The 17688-nt window shown below is 65.3% G+C and carries 12 protein-coding genes and 1 pseudogene; 5 read left to right on the forward strand and 8 right to left on the reverse strand.

The genetic code is table 11. The features are described 5' to 3' along the window. Window positions 1–107: 107 nt before the first annotated feature. The 4 genes from I6F33_RS32095 to I6F33_RS32110 all read left to right on the forward strand — a co-directional run bounded on the left by I6F33_RS32095 (window position 108) and on the right by I6F33_RS32110 (window position 6639). Entirely contained in the window at window positions 108–515 is a 408-nt protein-coding gene (locus I6F33_RS32095) for a hypothetical protein (RefSeq protein WP_109141731.1), read from the forward strand. A gap of 286 nt (window positions 516–801) precedes the next feature. Further along, on the forward strand, window positions 802–2001 hold the full coding sequence (locus I6F33_RS32100; protein ID WP_036026265.1) for an efflux RND transporter periplasmic adaptor subunit: 1200 nt from the start codon (window positions 802–804) through the stop codon (window positions 1999–2001). Further along, complete coding sequence (locus I6F33_RS32105; protein WP_225127125.1) at window positions 1998–5162, forward strand: efflux RND transporter permease subunit; 3165 nt, start codon at window positions 1998–2000, stop codon at window positions 5160–5162. Before I6F33_RS32100 ends, I6F33_RS32105 begins: the two co-directional genes overlap by 4 nt. A gap of 286 nt (window positions 5163–5448) precedes the next feature. Next, window positions 5449–6639, forward strand: a complete 1191-nt coding sequence (locus tag I6F33_RS32110) for an ABC transporter substrate-binding protein (protein WP_036014626.1) — start codon at window positions 5449–5451, stop codon at window positions 6637–6639. A 213-nt stretch (window positions 6640–6852) separates the two neighbouring features. Here the strand turns inward: I6F33_RS32110 and I6F33_RS32115 are convergent, their stop codons facing one another. From I6F33_RS32115 to I6F33_RS32130, 4 genes are read right to left on the reverse strand one after another with little or no spacing between them, the layout of a single operon-like run. Then, complete coding sequence (locus tag I6F33_RS32115; RefSeq protein WP_057027794.1) at window positions 6853–7239, reverse strand: MAPEG family protein; 387 nt, start codon at window positions 7237–7239, stop codon at window positions 6853–6855. Window positions 7240–7266: 27 nt separating this feature from the next. Further along, on the reverse strand, window positions 7267–8349 hold the full coding sequence (locus I6F33_RS32120) for a lipocalin-like domain-containing protein (RefSeq protein WP_225145202.1): 1083 nt from the start codon (window positions 8347–8349) through the stop codon (window positions 7267–7269). Further along, window positions 8339–10801 carry an ABC transporter permease gene (locus tag I6F33_RS32125; protein ID WP_225145203.1) on the reverse strand — a complete coding sequence of 821 codons (2463 nt, stop codon included), beginning with the start codon at window positions 10799–10801 and terminating at the stop codon, window positions 8339–8341. Before I6F33_RS32125 ends, I6F33_RS32120 begins: the two co-directional genes overlap by 11 nt. Beyond that, on the reverse strand, window positions 10798–11451 hold the full coding sequence (locus I6F33_RS32130) for an ABC transporter ATP-binding protein (RefSeq protein WP_036014611.1): 654 nt from the start codon (window positions 11449–11451) through the stop codon (window positions 10798–10800). Before I6F33_RS32130 ends, I6F33_RS32125 begins: the two co-directional genes overlap by 4 nt. A gap of 144 nt (window positions 11452–11595) precedes the next feature. Between I6F33_RS32130 and I6F33_RS32135 the strand changes: the two are divergent. Further along, a pseudogene (locus I6F33_RS32135) lies at window positions 11596–12923 on the forward strand (MFS transporter). Window positions 12924–13119: 196 nt separating this feature from the next. Here the strand turns inward: I6F33_RS32135 and I6F33_RS32140 are convergent. The 4 genes from I6F33_RS32140 to soxB all read right to left on the reverse strand — a co-directional run bounded on the left by I6F33_RS32140 (window position 13120) and on the right by soxB (window position 17674). Next, on the reverse strand, window positions 13120–14328 hold the full coding sequence (locus tag I6F33_RS32140) for an MFS transporter (RefSeq protein ID WP_225145204.1): 1209 nt from the start codon (window positions 14326–14328) through the stop codon (window positions 13120–13122). Between the two features lie 165 nt (window positions 14329–14493). Then, a complete protein-coding gene (locus I6F33_RS32145) occupies window positions 14494–14667 on the reverse strand; it encodes a hypothetical protein (RefSeq protein WP_036026278.1) in 174 nt (57 codons plus the stop codon). 86 nt (window positions 14668–14753) lie between these two features. Next, window positions 14754–15791 (reverse strand): MBL fold metallo-hydrolase, encoded by a 1038-nt coding sequence (locus I6F33_RS32150; RefSeq protein WP_225127113.1) that lies wholly within the window; start codon window positions 15789–15791, stop codon window positions 14754–14756. A 131-nt stretch (window positions 15792–15922) separates the two neighbouring features. Then, window positions 15923–17674, reverse strand: coding sequence for a thiosulfohydrolase SoxB (gene soxB / locus I6F33_RS32155; RefSeq protein WP_225145205.1), 1752 nt, complete (start codon window positions 17672–17674; stop codon window positions 15923–15925). Between the last annotated feature and the right edge of the window lie 14 nt (window positions 17675–17688).

The raw sequence follows: 17688 nt of genomic DNA on the forward strand, positions 1-17688 counted from the left end.
GGGGTGCGCGCGCTGCCACCCCTCACGCATCCGTAAACCTCCTCACCTTCCATGCCCCCCAAAACTGGCCTAACCTCTCCATACTCAACGCCTCGCGGAGGCTGGCCATGCGCTTTCGTTTTCGTAAAACTGCCCATGTGTTCGAGCGCGTTGGCCTTGCCATGGCGGGGGCCGCGTGCGGATTGTTCGTCGGCGCCTATGTCGGCTCGGCGATCCCCACCCTCACCACGCAGGGCTTCCTGCTGCTGATGATGCTGCTCGGCGGCATCGGCTTCTATCTCGGCATCGACACGCCGCAGATGCCTTTCGACGATGCGCACAGCCAAATTGACGCCGCCGAGCTCATGAGCGCCGCCGGCACGCTCTCCGCCACGCTCACCGCCTTCGCCTCGGTCGCCGTGATCGTGCTCCGGCTCGATCCGCACATGGCCTGGACCTGGCTCGTCTTGGTCGGCTGGATGGCCGGCGTCACCATGCAGATCGTCGCCGGCGCCAAGGCCAGGCTGCGTAAGTAGCTCTCTTTGTCAGGATGGGCCCGCCTGAAGCGGGCGTCTCGAAGGACAGCCGCCGGGAAAAGCTCGCAATTCCGAGTGCCCGTCGTTCACGGCAGGGTTCGGCTTGCCGCAACTGCCTTGCCCGGCACCGTCTCTCTCTCTGTCAACCCGTCATCCGGTCAGGGCGCCGTTCGGAGCATTGCGCGCGCATTGGTCTTGAAGAGTTCATCTTTGCAACACATCTTGTGGCGCCCGCAGGTAGAGGCGTACCCTGCATCTTCTGCGGCTTTGATGCGAGGACCTGGGGATGAGCGGACCGGACGGAAGCAGGCAGTTGATCAAAAAGCACGATTTCGTTCAGGTCAGCGCAATTGCCGGGCTTCTCGCCGCCGCGTTCGCCCTGTCCGGCTGCGACAAGCCGGCATCGCAGGCTGCGGCTCCGCCGGCGCCGGCGGTGACGGTCGCCCAGCCGGTCAAGCGCACAGTCACCGATTGGGACGAGTTCACCGGCCGCTTCGAGGCGGTGGAGGAGGTCCAGGTGCGGCCGCGGGTCGGCGGCTTCGTCAACTCGGTCGAATTCCAGGACGGCGCCATCGTGCGTCAGGGTGACCTGCTCTACGTGATCGATCCGCGCCCGTTCGAGGCGGTGGCCACTCAGGCGGAGGGCCAGCTGTCAGACGCACGGGCGCGAGTGGAGCTCGCCAAGCGCGAGCTCGACCGTGGTCTCAGCCTCGTGCAGACCAGCGCGGTCTCCGAACAGGTCGTCGATCAGCGCCGCCAGGCCTTGCAGGCTGCGCACGCCGCCGAGATGCAGGCCGAGGGCGCGCTGAAGGCCGCCAAGCTCAACATCGAGTTCACGCATGTGGCAGCGCCCTTGACCGGCCGCGTCAGCCGCCATCTCGTCAGCCCCGGCAATCTCGTGCAGGGCAGCGACACCGGCACCTCGACGCTGCTGACTTCGATCGTCGCGCTCGATCCGATCTACATCTATTTCGACATGGATGAGGCGACGTTCATCAAATACAGCAAATTGTGGTTCGAAGGACGGCGGCCAAGTTCGCGCGATACCGCGAACCCGGTGCAAGTGACGCTGGCCGGCGAGACCAAGCCCTCGCGCGAGGGCACCGTCAATTTCCTCGACAATCGGCTGGACGTGTCGACCGGCACGCTGCGCAGCCGCGCGGTGGTGAAGAACACGGATCTTTCGATCCTGCCCGGCCAGTTCGGCCGCGTCCGCCTGATCGGCAGCGCGCCTTACGAGGCGCTGCTGATTCCGGACGCTGCGATCGCAACCGACCAGTCCCGCAAGATCGTGTTCGTGGTCAAGCCTGATGATACGGTCGAGGCACGCCCCGTCGTGCTCGGTCCGCTCGACGACGGCCTGCGCGTGATCCGTGAAGGGCTGAAGCCGGACGATCGCGTCATCGTCAACGGCATCCAGCGCGCCCGCGTCGGCGCCAAGGTCGCTCCCCAGACCGCGCAAGCGCCGGCCGGTGGCAAGTCATGAATCTTGGCCGCCTCTCCATCAACCAGCCCATTTTGGCGATGGTGCTGTCGATCGTGCTCCTGATCGTCGGTGCACTCGCCTACACCACGCTGCCGGTCTCCGAATATCCGCAAGTGGTGCCGCCGACCGTCGTCGTCACGACGCAATATCCCGGCGCCTCCGCCCAGACCGTGTCCGACACGGTCGCAGCTCCCATCGAGCAGGAGATCAACGGTGTCGAGGACATGCTGTATCTCTACAGCCAGGCGACCTCGAACGGCCAGCTCACCATCACCGTCACCTTCAAGCTCGGCACCGATCTCGACAAGGCCCAGGTGCTGGTGCAGAATCGCGTCGCCATCGCGCAGCCGCGCCTTCCAGAGGAAGTGCAGCGCAACGGCGTCACCACCCGCAAGAACTCGCCCGACATCCTAATGGTCGTGTTCATGCTGTCGCCGGACGACACGTTCGACCAGCTCTACATCTCCAATTATGCGCTGCTCCAGGTCCGCGACCAGCTCTTGCGCATCGACGGCGTCGGCGACATCCAGATCTTCGGCGCCCGCGACTATTCGATGCGGCTGTGGCTCGATCCTGACAGAATCGCCAATCTCGGCCTGACCTCGGCCGAGGTGCTCGCGGCCATCCGCGCCCAGAACGTGCAGATCGCCGGCGGCCAGATCGCCGAGCCGCCGATCACCGATCGGGCCTTCCAGCCCAATCTCACCTTCACCGGACGTTTGAAGGACCAGAAGCAGTTCGAGGATATCCTGATCAAGGCCGGCCCTGACGGCCGCACGGTGCGGCTGCGCGACGTCGCCCGCATCGAGCTCGGGGCGCTGGCCTACAGCACCAACAGCTTCCTGCTGCGCAAGTCGGCGGTCGCGATGCTGGTGACGCAGCGGCCGGGCTCGAACGCGCTCGCGACCGCAAAGAACATCTCCGACACCATGACGAGGCTCAAGGAGAGCTTTCCCAGGGGGCTCGACTTCAATATCGGCTACAACCCGACCGAGTTCATCGCCCAGTCGGTCCACGAGCTGATCAAGACCATTTACGAGGCCATGCTGCTCGTGGTCGTCGTCGTGCTGGTGTTCCTGCAGGGATGGCGGCCCGCGATCATTCCGATCATCGCGATTCCGGTCTCGCTGGTCGGCACGTTCGCGGTGATGGCGGCGCTCGGCTTCTCCATCAACAATCTCACCCTGTTCGGGCTCGTCCTCGCGGTCGGCATCGTGGTCGACGACGCCATCGTCGTGGTCGAGAATGTCGAACGCCATCTCGAACACGGCCTCAGTCGTCGCGATGCCGCGCTGAAGACGATGGAGGAGGTCGGCGGCGCACTGGTCTCGATCGCCCTGGTGCTATGCGCGGTGTTCGTCCCGACCGCGTTCCTCGGCGGCATCTCCGGGCAGTTCTTCCAGCAATTCGCCGTCACCATCGCCGTTGCGACGGCGATCTCCTGCTTCTGCTCGCTGACGCTCTCGCCCGCGCTAGCCTCGCAGATCCTCACACCACACGAAGAAAAGCGGCCGCCGGCCGCCTGGAACATCATCGCGCGCGGCTGGAATGCGTTCACCGGCGTGTTCAATCGCGTGTTCGACCGGCTGGCGCATGGCTATGCCGGCCTCGCCAATTTCGCGATTCGCCATTCGGTGGTGATGCTGCTGATCTACGTCGTGCTGATCGGCGGCGCCGGCTGGCTGATCGTGACCACGCCGCAGGGCTTCATCCCGGCGCAGGATCGCGGCTACGTCATCATATCCGTGCAATTGCCGGGCGCGGCGTCGCTGGCGCGCACCACCGAGGTCGTGCGCGAGATCGAGCGGATCTCGCTGGATACGCCGGGCATCGTTCGAGTCGCCGCCTTTGCCGGTTTCTCCGGCGCCACCCGCACGCAGGCCGGCAATGCGGCGGCGCTGTTCCCGGTGTTCGACGAGCCCGAGGCGCGGCTGAAGAAGGGCCTGTCCGCGAATGCCATCACGGCCGAGCTGCGCAAGCGCCTGTCCGCGATCCAGGGTGCCTTCATCATCGTGATTCCACCGCCGGCCGTGCCCGGCATCGGCACCGGCGGCGGCTTTGCCATCCGCATCCAGGACCGCCAGGGCCGCGGGCCTGAAATGCTCGCAGCCGCCACCGACGAGCTTGTCGCCGCCGCGCGCAAATCGCCCTCGCTGCTCGCCCCCTCGGTGTTCTCGCCGTTCACGGCCAACACGCCGCAGCTCTTCGTCGACATCGACCGCACCAAGGCGCAGAAGCTGGGCGTGCCCATCTCCAACATCAACGAGACGATCCAGACCTATTTCGGGTCAACCTATGTCAACGACTTCAACCTGTTCGGCCGCACCTACCACGTCACCGCGCAGGCCGACTTCCCGTTCCGGAAAGAACCGAGCGACCTTGCGCGCCTGCGCACGCGCAACGCTTCCGGCGACATGGTGATGCTCGGCAGCGTGGTCGAGTTCAAGGACGTCTCGGGACCCGACCGCGTCGCGCGCTACAATCTCTATGCGGCGTCCGAACTCCAGGGCGAGCCGGCGCCGGGCACGAGCTCGACCACCGCGCTCAACGCCATCAAGCAGCTCGCGAACGATACTTTACCGAGCGGCTTCACCTTCGAATGGACCGACCTGTCCTATCAGCAGGTCACCGGCGGCAATGCCGGTCTCTACGTATTTCCGATCTGCGTGCTGTTCGTCTATCTCGTCCTCGCCGCGCAATATGGCAGCTGGACGCTGCCGTTCGCGGTGATTCTGATCGTGCCGATGTGCCTGCTCGCCGCCACCATCGGCGTTCGCGTCATGGGCCAGGACGTCAACATTCTGACCCAGATCGGCTTCGTCGTGCTGGTGGGACTGGCGGCGAAGAACGCGATCCTGATCGTCGAATTCGCGCGCGATATCGAGAACGAAGGCAAGCCGCGGCTGGAGGCCGTCATCGATGCCTGCCGCCTGCGCTTGCGGCCGATCCTGATGACCTCGTTCGCGTTCATCCTCGGCGTCTTGCCGCTGGTGATCTCGACCGGCTCTGGCTCGGAGATGCGCCAGGCCGTCGGCGTCGCCGTGTTCTTCGGCATGATCGGCGTCACCCTGTTCGGCCTTCTGTTCACACCGATCTTCTACGTCGTGGTGCGGAACCTGGCGGAAGGGCGGCGCGACAAGAAGCCGGAGGCGATGGCCTGACGTCTCTCTCGATGGCCAAAGACTCCGCCACATCCTCCGCTGTCATCCTCGCGAACGCGGGAATCCATAACCACAGGGAGGGGTTTAGCGCGACAGCGGCGAGTCTTCGCCAAACACCATCCTGTGGTTATGGGTCCCGGGCTCGCGCTGCGCACGCCCCGGGACGACGGTGGAGAATGTGGCACGCAGAATCCCATACTAACGACCAACATGAAATGGATGGGCGCGCGCGGGGTTCTTCACTACTATCCGCGCGATTTCACAGAAGAATGCCGGGAGTTAACATATGAAATCAGCACTTTGGGCCGCAGCGGCCTCGGCCCTCTTGATTGCGGTTCCCGCCTCCGCGCAAGGCGTCAAGATCGGCATCCTCAACGACCAGTCCGGCGTCTATGCCGATTACGGCGGCAAATGGTCGGTCGAAGCGGCCAGGATGGCGATCGAGGATTTCGGCGGCGAAGTACTCGGCCAGAAGATCGAGCTCGTCACTGCAGACCACCAGAACAAGCCTGACCTCGCAAGCTCGATCGCGCGGCGCTGGTATGACGTCGAGAACGTCGACATGATCACGGAGCTGACGACCTCCTCGGTCGCGCTCGCGATCCACGAGCTCTCCAAGGAAAAGAAGAAGATCGACATCGTCGTCGGCGCCGCGACATCGCGCCTCACCGGCGATGCCTGCCAGCCCTACGGCTTCCACTGGGCTTACGACACCCGCGCGCTCGGCGTCGGCACCGGCGGCGCGCTGACCAAAGCCGGCGGCGACACCTGGTTCTTCCTCACCGCGGACTACGCCTTCGGCTACGCGCTGGAGAAGGACACCAGCGAGATCGTCACCGCCAATGGCGGCAAGGTGCTCGGCTCGGTGCGCGTTCCGCTCAATTCGTCGGACTTCTCCTCCTTCCTGCTGCAGGCGCAGAGCTCGAAGGCGAAGATCGTCGGCCTCGCCAACGCCGGCCTCGACACCACCAATTCGATCAAGCAGGCGTCCGAGTTCGGCATCGTCGCGAGTGGCCAGAAGCTCGCGGGCCTCCTGATGACGCTTGCCGAGGTGAACGGCCTCGGCTTGCAGGCCGCGCAAGGCCTGGTGCTGACCGAAGGTTATTACTGGGATCTCAACGACAGGACGCGCAATCTCGGCGAGCGCTTCCTCAAGCGCACCGGGCGGATGCCGAGCATGATCCACGCCGGTACCTATTCGGCGACGCTGAGCTATCTCAAGGCCGTCAAGGCTGCCGGCACCAAGGATCCGGATGCCGTCGCCAAGAAGCTGAAGGAGCTGCCGGTCGACGACGACTTCGCGCAAGGCGGCAAGGTGCTCGAGAATGGCCGCATGATCCACGACATGTATCTGTTCGAGGTCAAGAAGCCCTCGGAATCGAAGAAGCCCTGGGATTATTACAAGCTGCTCGCCACCGTCCCCGGCGACAAGGCCTTCTTCACCGCCAAGGAGAGCGGCTGTCCGCTGACGAAGTAGGGAAGTGGCACAGCGAGCGCCACACCCTCGCTGTCGTCCCGGACAAGCGCGCCTCAAGCGCGCGCCGATCATGGACCCATAACCACAGGCACGCGTGGTTACGGGGACTCGGAGTGATCAGCTCGCATCACGACATCTTCCTGCGGTTATGGGTCCCGGATCGGCGCTTACGCTTGTCCGGGACGGCAGCGGAATGTGTGGCGGCGGATTGCCTCACACCAACCGCAGCACCACCGCCCCGAGCGCCCCGACCCACAGCGCCATTGCCGCGAGCGCCTGGATCGCAAAGCCGGTGCCGCGCTTGGCCACGGCTTGCGAATAGCCGATGAAATAGACGATCCGGCCGATGATCCAGATCACGCCAATCGCCGCCGCGATGGCGTCGCTGATATAGATCGCGAACAGCCAAAGGGCTGGCAGGACGATCGGCATCCATTCCAACGTGTTCATCTGGATGCGGAAGGCCCGTTCGAAATCCGGATGCCCCGACATCGCAGGTACCTTGACGCCGGTCTTGGTGCGCGAGCGCGAGACGTTGATGGAGGTGAAGAAATAAAACGCGATCGCCAGCAGCGTGACGAGGGCGGTGAGATGATACATCGTCGGTTCCTTCATAGAAATCGCGCCTCAATAGCCGGTCAGCTCGAGATAGCCAATGCCATCATGTGTGCCGGCAAAGCTGATCGGCCCTTCCCAGTACGAGAAACCGGTCCCCATCCAGGCGTTCGGATTGAGCGGCTTGCAGAGGATCGAGAATGATCGCGCGGGGATCGCGATCTGCCATTGCAACGGCAACTTGCGTCCCGCAATCTCAGCCGTCGCCTTCGGCATCATCTGGATGTCGCTGCCTGCAATCATCTGCGTCTCGCCGGCCGCGCTGATCCAATTGCCGAACGGATAATTTCTGCCGTCCTTCTGCCGCAGCCGGTACAGCATCAGCTTGTCTCCGGATGACAGATGCAGCGACAGCCAGTCCCAGCCGGTCTGGTCGGCGTCGAGTGGCTGGCTGCTCCATTCCCGGTCCATCCAGGCCTGGCCCGAGACCTCGACCGGCTTGTCGTCGATGCTGAGCGTACCGCGCGCGCGGTAGAACGGCTGGCTGTAGTAGTACGAGGCCTGCCCACGCTCCGACTTTCGGCTGAAGCCGCGATCGCCCTGCAGCACGACCGGCCGGTCGGCCTCGAGCGTCAGTGCGTAGCTGAAATCGGTGCCAGCTGCCTTCAGCGACAGCGGCGCCAAAGCGCGGTCATCGGTGCGGTCAAAACTCTTCATCTCCCAATCGTCAATCCAGGCATCGAACGGTTTTGCCGTCACGCCGGCTTGCCCGACGCCACCCCGTGAAAACGTTTCGGAGAAGCGGTGGGTCTCGGCGCGCGTCACCGCGGCATGCGCCATCCAGACCTGCTGATTGGCCCAGCCCTCGCCTTGCGGACCTGGCTGCGCCGCCTGGCGGAACAGCGTCCATTGCAGGCCGCACGCCGCGCCGCGCGCGTCGACGAGGTTTGCCGTGAGATACCACCATTCGATACGAAACTGCGGATGCGGTCCGTGATCTTCGGGGAAGGTGAATGTCTTTCCCGGCGTTACCTTTGCAAACCCATCGGCGGTCTCGCCGAGCCCGGCATAGCCCTGTGCGCCGGCGCGGCGCGGGAGGGCGAGGGCGACGATGCCGGCGGCGAAGGCGCGCCGCGTGATTCTTTCAACGCTCATTGGCAAACACCTTGACGAGGTTCGCCGGCTGCATCCGCGCCAGCCGCACCATCGGCAGCAGCGCCGCAAGCAGCGAGGCGAACAGCGCCACCGCGACCAGCTCGACCAATTGCAGCGGAAACACATGGAACGGCAGCCGCCAGCCGAATGCTTTCACATTGACGATCGCGATGACGCACCAGGCGACCAGTAGTCCGAGCGGCACGGCCAGCAGTGCCGTGAACAGCGCGACCGAGAGCGTCTTGGTCAGCTCGATCGCGGCAAGGCGCGGCCGGGTCAGGCCGATCGCCCACAGCGGCGCAAGCTGCGGCAGTCGGGAGTTCGCCAGGGTCAGCAGGCTCGTGAGCAATGCGATTCCGGCGACGCCGAGCGTGAAGGCGTTCAGCGCCGACGTCACCGCAAAGGTGCGGTTGAAGATGCGGATCGATTCCGCCTTCACCGTCGCCTGGTCGGCGATTCTGCGGTCGTCGAGCCCGAACTGCTTCTGCAAAGCCGCAATCAGGCCGGGGATATTCTCTCTCGCGACGATCAGGCCGATCCGCGTCTGCGGCGTCTGCGGAAACTGCCGGATCAATGCGGCGACGTTCACAGTGAGCTGCCCCTTGGGGTTGCCGTAATCGGCATAGATGCCGACGATGTCGAGCTCCCAGGTCCCGCCCGGCGCCGGCACCTCGACGACGTCGCCGATCTGCACGTTCAGCCGGCGGCTCAATTGCTCGCTGATGAAGGCGGCATTGCCCGGCACCAGCCGCGTCCAGGCCCGCGGCGCCGTGTCCAGCAGCGGCCAGCGTTCGCGATAGAGCGTGTGATCGGGCAGACCGAGCAACTCGACCGGCTGGCCCTGAACCTGCGCCTCCGCGCGCCCGCCCGAGAGGATCGCCTGAACATCGCTGCGATCCTTCAGCCAGTTGCGGATCGCCGTACCTTGCGCATTGTCGGAGGCGCTGATGTAGACGTCGGCCGCAAGGCGCCCGTCGAGCCAGCCGATGAAGGTGCGGCTGAAGGTCTCCACCATGGTGGAGACCCCGACATTGACGGCAAGCGCGAGCAGCAGCGCCATCAGCGCCAACGACAATCCGGAGAGCTGCTGCCGGCCGTCCGCCCAGAACCACAGCACGAGCGGGCCTCGCGCGAAGCGCTGGCCTACGAGCAGGATGATGTCGAGGAAGGCCGGCAGGATCAGTGCCGCACCGAACATCAGCGCGGCCAGCACGCCGAACCCTGCGATCAGTGATTGCCCGTAGTGGAGCAGCAGCAGCGCGACGGCGAACGCGCCGCAGGCCGCACAGCTCTGCAGGATCAGCCAGCGGCGTTGGCGCTGCTGCCAGGCGCCCGGCTGCGCCGTCGCCAGCACCGGCATCCTGATCGCCTTGATCAGGCTGGTCGCCGCCGCCACAAGCGCACCCGCCACGCTGATCCCGATGCCGGCGAGCCACCATTCGGGCCGCAGGCTGAGCTGCCCAGGGATCTGCGCGCCATAGAGTCCGCGCAGCGAGGCCGCGACATCGGGCAGCAGGGCGGCTGCGATGAAATAGCCGCACGCGAGCCCGATCAGGCCTGCGACCAGCGCCAGCGCCACCAGCTCGAGCACCAGCACCGTATTGACTAGCCGCGCCGAGGCGCCACAGGCCCGCAAAGTGCGCAGCATTGGCAGCCGCTGCTCGAACGCAAGGCCGACGGCCGAATTGACGATGAACAGGCCGACGAAGAACGACAGCAGGCCGAAGGCGGTGAGGTTGAGATGAAAACTGTCGGTGAGACGCTCGAGCTCCGTCTCCGCATTGGGCTCGACTCGCTCTAACTGCTCGCCGACCACGCTCGCGAGCGGTGCGGGCTTGCCCCTCGGCTTGCCGATCAGCAGCCGCGAGACCTGGTCGGGCTTGCTCAGCAGCCGCTGTGCCACGCCGATATCGACCACGAGCACATCGGGTGCGAGCTGCGGCTGGACCCGCAGCGGCGGCAGCCTTGCGCCGCTGCTGATCGCCGGGGCCGTGCCCTCTGCTTGCTGCAAGCCCCTCAGCGTCTCCCGGGCCACCAACGTCTGGCCGGGCGGAGCAACGAAGCTGCTGAGATCCGTGGCACCCAGGCGTGGCGCGTTGCCGACATCGACCGGCAGCGTGACCGGCTCGATGCCGAGCAGCCGCACCGAATGCCCGTTGATCTGGACGCGTCCCTCCAGCACCGGCGACACCGGCCAGCCGGCGCGGCGGAGCTTTATGAACAGCTCCTGCGGGAAAGTCGCCGCGTTGGGAGCGACTAGCATCGCGGTGCGCACGCCGCCGAACGTCGCTGCAGCGCGGTCATAGGCATTGCGGGCCTGCTGATTGATGGCCTGCACCCCGCTCCACAGCGCGGTCGCCGCAATCAGGCCAATCAGGAGCGTCGCGAACTGCATCTTGTGGCGCCGCCAATGGCTGAGCAGCACGGCGAGAACCCAGAGCGCGCGCTTCATGAAATGCGCCCCGCATGCAACGTGAGATGACGGTCGAGCGTGGCGGCGAGATGCAGGCTGTGCGTCACCATCAGGAAGCCGCAGCCGGTGCGCGCGACGAGGTCGCGCGCCAGCGCCAGCACCTCCTCGGCGGTAGCTTCGTCGAGATTGCCGGTCGGCTCGTCCGCCAGCAGCAGCGCGGGCTTTGTCGCCAGCGCCCGGCCGATCGCGACCCGCTGCTGCTGGCCGCCTGATATCTGCTCTGGATACCGTTTGAGCAGGCTGCCGAGTCCGAGGCGCTCGACAAGCTCTTTCGTCCAGGCCGCATCATGCCGGCCGGCGATCCGCGCCTGGAAGGCGAGATTGTCCGCGACGGAGAGGCTCGGGATCAGGTTGAACTGCTGAAAGACCAGGCCAACGCGATTCCGCCGCAAGCTGGCGCGTCCGGCATCCGATAGCGTGGTGACCTCGGCGTCACCCAGCCGGATCGAGCCGCCATCGGCGGCGTCGAGGCCGGCGATCAGGTGCAGCAGGGTGCTCTTGCCGCTGCCGGATTCACCGGTCAGCGCGACGCGCTCGCCAGCCCCGAGATCGAGGTCGACGCCGCGCAGAACATGGACGGGCTCGCCGGCCGAAGAGAAGGTCTTTGAGAGGTTTCGGATGCTCAGCACGATGATGGCGCCGGACGGAATTAACGGAATTGCTGCCTAGCACACCTGATGCGGAAATGCCGGGGTTGCGTTGGCCCTGAAGCCGCTGTTAGCTTCCAAGACGGCCAAATCAAATAGGTACCGAAAAGACATACGGGGAGAATGATGAGCGCGCAGGAAATGCCGAATGTGGCGGCTAAGACGACCAAAACGCCAAAGGGCGCCTGGACTGTTACATTTCTCCTCTTTCTCTTCATGGTAGTGAACTTCGCGGACAAGATCGTGGTCGGTCTCGCCGGCGTGCCGATCATGACCGACATGAAGCTCAGCGCCGAGCAGTTCGGCCTGCTCGGGTCCTCGTTCTTCTTCCTGTTCTCGATCTCGGCCATCGTGGTCGGCTTCATCGTCAACAAGGTGCCGACGCGCTGGGTGTTGTTGACGCTGGCGGTGATCTGGGCGGTGTCGCAGTTCCCGATGGTCGGCACAGTCTCCTTCACCACGCTCTTGATCTGCCGCATCGTGCTGGGGGCGGGCGAAGGGCCGGCCTTCTCGGTCGCCGCGCACGCCATCTACAAATGGTTCCCCGACGAGAAGCGCACGCTGCCGACCGCGATCCTGTCACAGGGCTCGGCCTTCGGCGTCATTCTGGCGGTGCCGGCGCTGAACTGGATCATCGTCAACCATTCCTGGCACTACGCCTTCGGCGCGCTCGGGGTCGTCGGCTTGATCTGGGTCGCAGCCTGGCTCGCGCTCGGCAAGGAAGGCCCGCTGGAGGATACCGAGGTCCTGGCCGCCACCGAGCCGAAGATTCCGTACGTGCAGCTGCTGACCTCGCGCACCTTCCTCGGGTGCGTGGTCGCGACCTTCGGCGCTTATTGGGCGCTGTCGCTCGGCCTTACCTGGTTCACGCCCTTCATCGTCAAGGGGCTCGGCTTCTCGCAGAGCCAGGCCGGCTTCATCTCGATCCTGCCCTGGGTGTTCGGCGCCACCATCGTCATCCTCACCGGCTGGATCTCGCAGGTGATGATGGCCCGCGGCTACACCACGCGCGTCTCGCGCGGCGTGCTCGGCGCTCGGTGCCGCTCATCGTCGGCGGCCTGATCCTCACCGCGATGGCGCATGTCGAGGGCGCCGGCCTGCAGATCGCGCTGCTCGTCGTCGGCTCCGGACTCTGCGGAGCGATCTACGTGGTCTGCCCGCCGATGCTCGGCGAGTTCACGCCGGCCTCGCAGCGCGGTGCAGTGCTCGCGATCTACGGCGCGCTCTACACGCTTTCAGGGATCATCGCGCCGAGCGTGATGGGCACCGTGATCCAGCGCGCCGGCAGCATGCTCGACGGCTACCTGACGGGCTTCACCATCAACGCGGTGGTCATGATCGGCTCCGGCGTCATCGGCCTGCTGCTGCTGTGGCCGAACACGGAGAAGGCCAGGCTGACGCGTGGTGCGGCGGCGCAGGGCACGGCGCTGAAGGGCGCAGTGTCGCCGACGTAAGCGGCGGCTCTCTTCTACCCTCCCCTGGAGGGGGAGGGTCGATCGCGCGCAGCGCGAGCGGGGGTGGGGTGACGGTCTCTCCGCGACGAACAGTGCCCGAGTGGAGAGATCACCCCACTCCGTCACGCAATCTCGCTTCGCTCGATCGCGTGCCGACCCTCCCCCTCCAGGGGAGGGTAAGCGGACGTCGCGCCACTCAATCTGCTTTCGGCGGCCGCCGCTCCGTGAACGGTGACAGCACCACCGTCGCCACCATGAAGATCACGGACGCGCCGAACACCCAATGCGGCGCGCTTTGATCCATGATCCAGCCGAACAGCAGCGGTGAGACGATGCCGCCGAGGTTGAAGCCGGTGGAGACGATGCCGAAGGCGCGTCCCGCTGCGCCAGGAGGCGCGGCATTGCGCACCAGCATGTCGCGGGATGGCGCGATCACGCCGGAGAGGAAGCCCGCGGTCGCCATTGTCGCCATCAGGACCCAGCCCGGCAGCGTTACAAGCGCGATCAGCAGCACGATGGCTGCATTCGCAGCGAAGCAGGCCGCGGCGACATAGCCGTGTCGCTCGGTGCGGTCGGCGAGGAAGCCGCCCGCGAGCACGCCAATGGCGCTGGCGCCAAGGAAAGCCGTCAGCGCGATGTTGGCGGCAGAGTAGGAGGCGCCGTAGCCGCTCATCAGCGCCACCACGCCGAAATTGTTGATGCCGGCCACCGACAGGCTGAGCAGCATGAACAGCGCAGTAAGCGTGATCAGCGCCGGCGTGATGATGGCCTGCTTTGGCGCGCTCTCGCTGCCGGGCTTCTTCTTGTGCGCACCGGCATCGGGTATGTTCATGATGATCAGCAGCAGCGCCACCGCAATGCCGATCGCGCCCGAGGCGATCAGCGCGCCGGTGCCGCCGGACAGCGTTACGAGCGCGGCCACGATCGCCGGTGCGACGGCGCCGCCGAGAAAGCCGGCAAAGGTATGGATCGAGAAGGCGCGGCCCATCCGCCCCTCGTCCATGTGCTCCGCAAGAATCGCGTAATCGGCGGGATGATAGACGCTGTTGGCAAGACCCAGCAGCACTGCGCAGGCGATCAGCGAGGCGTAGCTGAGATGCAGACCGAGCAGGATCAGCGCGGCGCCGCCGAGCGCGAGCCCGGCCAAGAGAATGCGCCGCGCGCCAAAATGGTCGACGAGGTAGCCGGTCGGCGCCTGGGTTAACCCCGATACCACCGCGAACACGGTGAGGGCGAAGCCGAGCTCGACATAGCCGACGCCGAGCTTCTCCTTCAGGAACGGAAACAGCATCGGCAGGACCAGCAGATGGAAATGGCTGACCCAATGCGCGATCGAGATCCCCGTCAGCGTGCGCAGCGCACTGTCCGTCTTGCCTTGTTGCGGTGCGGCGAGAACGTCGACCATTGCAGTTCCGTTTCACTCCCGATGGACCGGCAAACTATCGGGGCTGGCGGTTATTTGTCCATGAACGCAGGCGCATGGCAGGTAGTGCGGGCGGGGCCGTGCGGGTCAGGTGTGCTTCACGCCGTTGTCCCCGGCGAGCGCAGGAACGACAGCGGAGCTGCATCCTCAGAACGGCTCGTCGTCCGGGCCATAGCGGTCGCGCTTCGGCGTTGCGATGTCGCCGTCTTCGTAATCGTCGTCATCGGTCTGGGGCCGGCGCGGGGCTCTCTTCGCCTTGTTGTCCGCGGGCTTGTTCTCGGTGGTCTTGGGCGGCTCGCTCGGCTTGCCGGTCTTGGCCATGGCTGGTCCCGGATGGTGATGCTGCATCCGAATGTACCTGCCAAATATGTGCGGCGCCTGATTTATCTCAAGGGGCGACGAGGCCGTCAGTGCACCACCGGCCCGCCCGCCTTCTTCCAGGCATCGAGGCCGCCGGCGATATGCGCGGTGTTGAGAAGCCCCGCCTCCTTTGCAGCCGCAACGGCCATCGCCGAGCGTTCGCCGAAAGCGCAGAAGAACACCACGCGGCGGCCGCTAGCGGCCGCGACCTCGCGCAGCATGCCGCCGGGCTTCAGGCTCTCCTCGACGGAAGGGTAGGGCGTGTGCAGCGCGCCTTCGAGCATGCCGTGCTTCATCCGCTCATTGGTCTCGCGCAAGTCGACCAGCAGGATGTCGGGCCGGCCGAGGCTGCGGATCGCCTCGATCGCGCTGAGCGCGCGGCCTTCCTTCTCCAGCTCTTCCTGATGCAGGCCGACATGCATGTTGGCGGGGATCGCCACGTCCATCATCTTCGGATTGGGCAGCTTCAGATTGGCCATCAGCTCGACATATTCGTCGACCGAGCGCACCTGGAGCCGCGGATTGTAGCGTCTTTCCTCGCCGATGGTGGAGACGGTGTCGCCCTTGTAGTCGTGGGCCGGAAACACCATCGTCTCGTCCGGCAGCTTCAAGAGGCGGTTGAAGATCGAATCGTATTGCGCGCGCGCCGAGCCGTTCTGGAAATCGGTGCGGCCGGTGCCGCGGATCAGCAGCGTGTCACCGGTGAAGACGCGGTCGCCCATCAAATAAGAATAGGAATCGTCGGTGTGGCCCGGCGTGTACATCACGTCGAGCGACAGGCCCTCGATCGTCACCTTGTCGCCGTCGGCCACCCGCATGGCGACGACGTCGGCCTTGGTCTGGTCGCCCATCACGGTCATGCAATGGGTGCGATCGCGCAGCTCGCCGAGGCCGGTGACGTGGTCGGCATGCAGATGCGTGTCCACCGCCTTGACCAGCTTGAGGTCGAGCTCGCGCAGCAATTGGCAGTAGCGGTCGACCTTCTCCAGCACGGGGTCGAGAATCAGCGCCTCGCCGCCGGGGCGGCTGGCGAGGACGTAGCTGTAGGTGCCCGAAACGCTGTCGAAGAGCTGTCGGAAGATCATGGCAGGACCCGGCTTGGAACTGAGTTCCAAGATTCTACTACAATACGGGTCGGAAAGAGAAGTAATTCACTGCATGAGCAGAAAAATTTAGAAGATTATTATTATGGTCGCATGATCGCGGACAAAACACATCATCCCAGTCCTGCAATGCCTGGATTGCCTTCGACGCCTTTCAGCGTCACGCCGGAGCCGAGCCGTTCGGGCATCATCCGGCCCGAGCGCAGATATTTGCCGACCACGTCCCACACCGGCGCGCCCTGCTGGCCGTTGACTGAGGCCCAGCCCGCGACCTTGTAGCGGTGGCTGGCGTTGAGCGCCTTGCCGCTACTGATCTTCAGCTCCGAGATGCGGCTGCCGATCGCAGCGTCCGGCGTGCAGGTGTAGCTGAGCCCGCCGGCACGGACCATGTCGCCGCCCTGCTGGTAGTAGGGATCGGCGTTGAAGAGGTTGTCGCAGACGTCCTCGAGCAGGTCCTTGATCTGGGCCCCCGTTATCTCCTGCACATAGGTCTCGGGATAGGTGATCGCGGTTTCCGCCAGCAGATCCTCCATAGTCATGGCCTGGCCGGACAGCGCGGTGACGCCCCAGCGGAAGCCCGGCGACAGCGCGATTTCGGCGTCGAGCTCGGTGCGCAGCGCGGTGCAGATCAGCTCGTCCATGGGGCCGGAGAAATTGCCGCGGCGATAAAGCAGCCGGTCGGGCGTCGCGATCTTTTCCGACCAGTCGGCCACGTGCGGTGCACGGACCCGGCCGATCAGCTCGGCCATCGCCGGATCGGGCTTCAGCAGCTCCGAATAGACCGGCAGCAGACGATATCTGGCATCGCTGACTTTGCCGCTGTCGAGCGCGAGATCGAGCACACCCAGAAATTTCCCGTTGGAGCCGGCATTGGTGACGAGCGTCGTACCACCTGCGTTCTTCACCGGCATGGGCTGCGGCACGGCATCATGGGAGTGGCCGCCGAGAATGACGTCGATGCCGGTGACCCGGCTGGCGAGCTTGAGATCCACGTCCATGCCGTTGTGCGACAGCAGCACGACGGCGTCGACCTTGTCGGTGCCGCGCAAGGCATCGACATGCTTCTGCAACTCCTCCTCGCGGATGCCGAAGCTCCAGTCCGGTGTGAACCTCCTGGGATGCGCGATCGGAGTGTAGGGGAAGGCCTGGCCGACGATCGCGATGCGATGCCCGCCGAGCTCCTTGATGACGGAAGGCTTGAACACGCGCCCAGTGGCCTTGTCGAAGGCGGGCGCGTCGTTGAACGCGGCCTCTTCGGTCAGGAACACGTTCTGCGCCAGGAACTCGCCCTTGAAACGCTCGAGATTGTCGCGCAGCGCCTGCTCGCCATAGGTGAATTCCCAATGGCCCGTCATCGCCTCGATGCCGAGCAGATTGGCGACCTCGACCATGTCGCGGCCCTGCATCAGGTTGGCCAGCCCCGTGCCCTGCCAGAGATCGCCGCCGTCGACGAGCAGCGAACGCCGCTCGCCGAAATCGGCGCGCAGGCGATCGACCAGCGTCTTCAGATGGGCAAAGCCCCCGAGCTTGCCGAAGCGGCCTGCGGACTTCTCGAACTCGAAGCAGGTGAAGGCATAGGCATCGGCGCTGTCGGAGCGGATGCCGAAGCGCTCGAGAAAGGCCCGGCCGACCAGATGCGGCGGCCGTCCCGCCATCTCGCCGATGCCGATATTGACGCTGGGCTCGCGGAAATAGACCGGATTGAGCTGCGCATGCGTGTCGGTGATGTGCAGGATGCGCGCATTGCCGAACCGTTCGAGGTCGTAGATGCTGGCGGCGTCAGCGCCGCGGGCGAGCCGCGGCAGGCCAATCGTTGCCGCGGCAAGGCCTGCACCTTTCAGAAAATCGCGGCGGCGGATCGCCATTCAAGAATTCTCCG

It is taken from the genome of Bradyrhizobium sp. BRP20 (assembly GCF_020194215.1).
Lineage (GTDB): Bacteria > Pseudomonadota > Alphaproteobacteria > Rhizobiales > Xanthobacteraceae > Bradyrhizobium > Bradyrhizobium yuanmingense.

What these genes read in the sequence shown, in the direction of transcription:
- I6F33_RS32095 (WP_109141731.1), top strand. Translation starts at nt 108, where the DNA reads ATGCGCTTTCGTTTTCGTAAAACTGCCCATGTGTTCGAGCGCGTTGGC.
- I6F33_RS32100 (WP_036026265.1), top strand. Translation starts at nt 802, where the DNA reads ATGAGCGGACCGGACGGAAGCAGGCAGTTGATCAAAAAGCACGATTTC.
- I6F33_RS32105 (WP_225127125.1), top strand. Translation starts at nt 1,998, where the DNA reads ATGAATCTTGGCCGCCTCTCCATCAACCAGCCCATTTTGGCGATGGTG.
- I6F33_RS32110 (WP_036014626.1), top strand. Translation starts at nt 5,449, where the DNA reads ATGAAATCAGCACTTTGGGCCGCAGCGGCCTCGGCCCTCTTGATTGCG.
- I6F33_RS32115 (WP_057027794.1), bottom strand. Translation starts at nt 7,239, where the DNA reads ATGTATCATCTCACCGCCCTCGTCACGCTGCTGGCGATCGCGTTTTAT.
- I6F33_RS32120 (WP_225145202.1), bottom strand. Translation starts at nt 8,349, where the DNA reads ATGAGCGTTGAAAGAATCACGCGGCGCGCCTTCGCCGCCGGCATCGTC.
- I6F33_RS32125 (WP_225145203.1), bottom strand. Translation starts at nt 10,801, where the DNA reads ATGAAGCGCGCGCTCTGGGTTCTCGCCGTGCTGCTCAGCCATTGGCGG.
- I6F33_RS32140 (WP_225145204.1), bottom strand. Translation starts at nt 14,328, where the DNA reads ATGGTCGACGTTCTCGCCGCACCGCAACAAGGCAAGACGGACAGTGCG.
- I6F33_RS32145 (WP_036026278.1), bottom strand. Translation starts at nt 14,667, where the DNA reads ATGGCCAAGACCGGCAAGCCGAGCGAGCCGCCCAAGACCACCGAGAAC.
- I6F33_RS32150 (WP_225127113.1), bottom strand. Translation starts at nt 15,791, where the DNA reads ATGATCTTCCGACAGCTCTTCGACAGCGTTTCGGGCACCTACAGCTAC.
- soxB (WP_225145205.1), bottom strand. Translation starts at nt 17,674, where the DNA reads ATGGCGATCCGCCGCCGCGATTTTCTGAAAGGTGCAGGCCTTGCCGCG.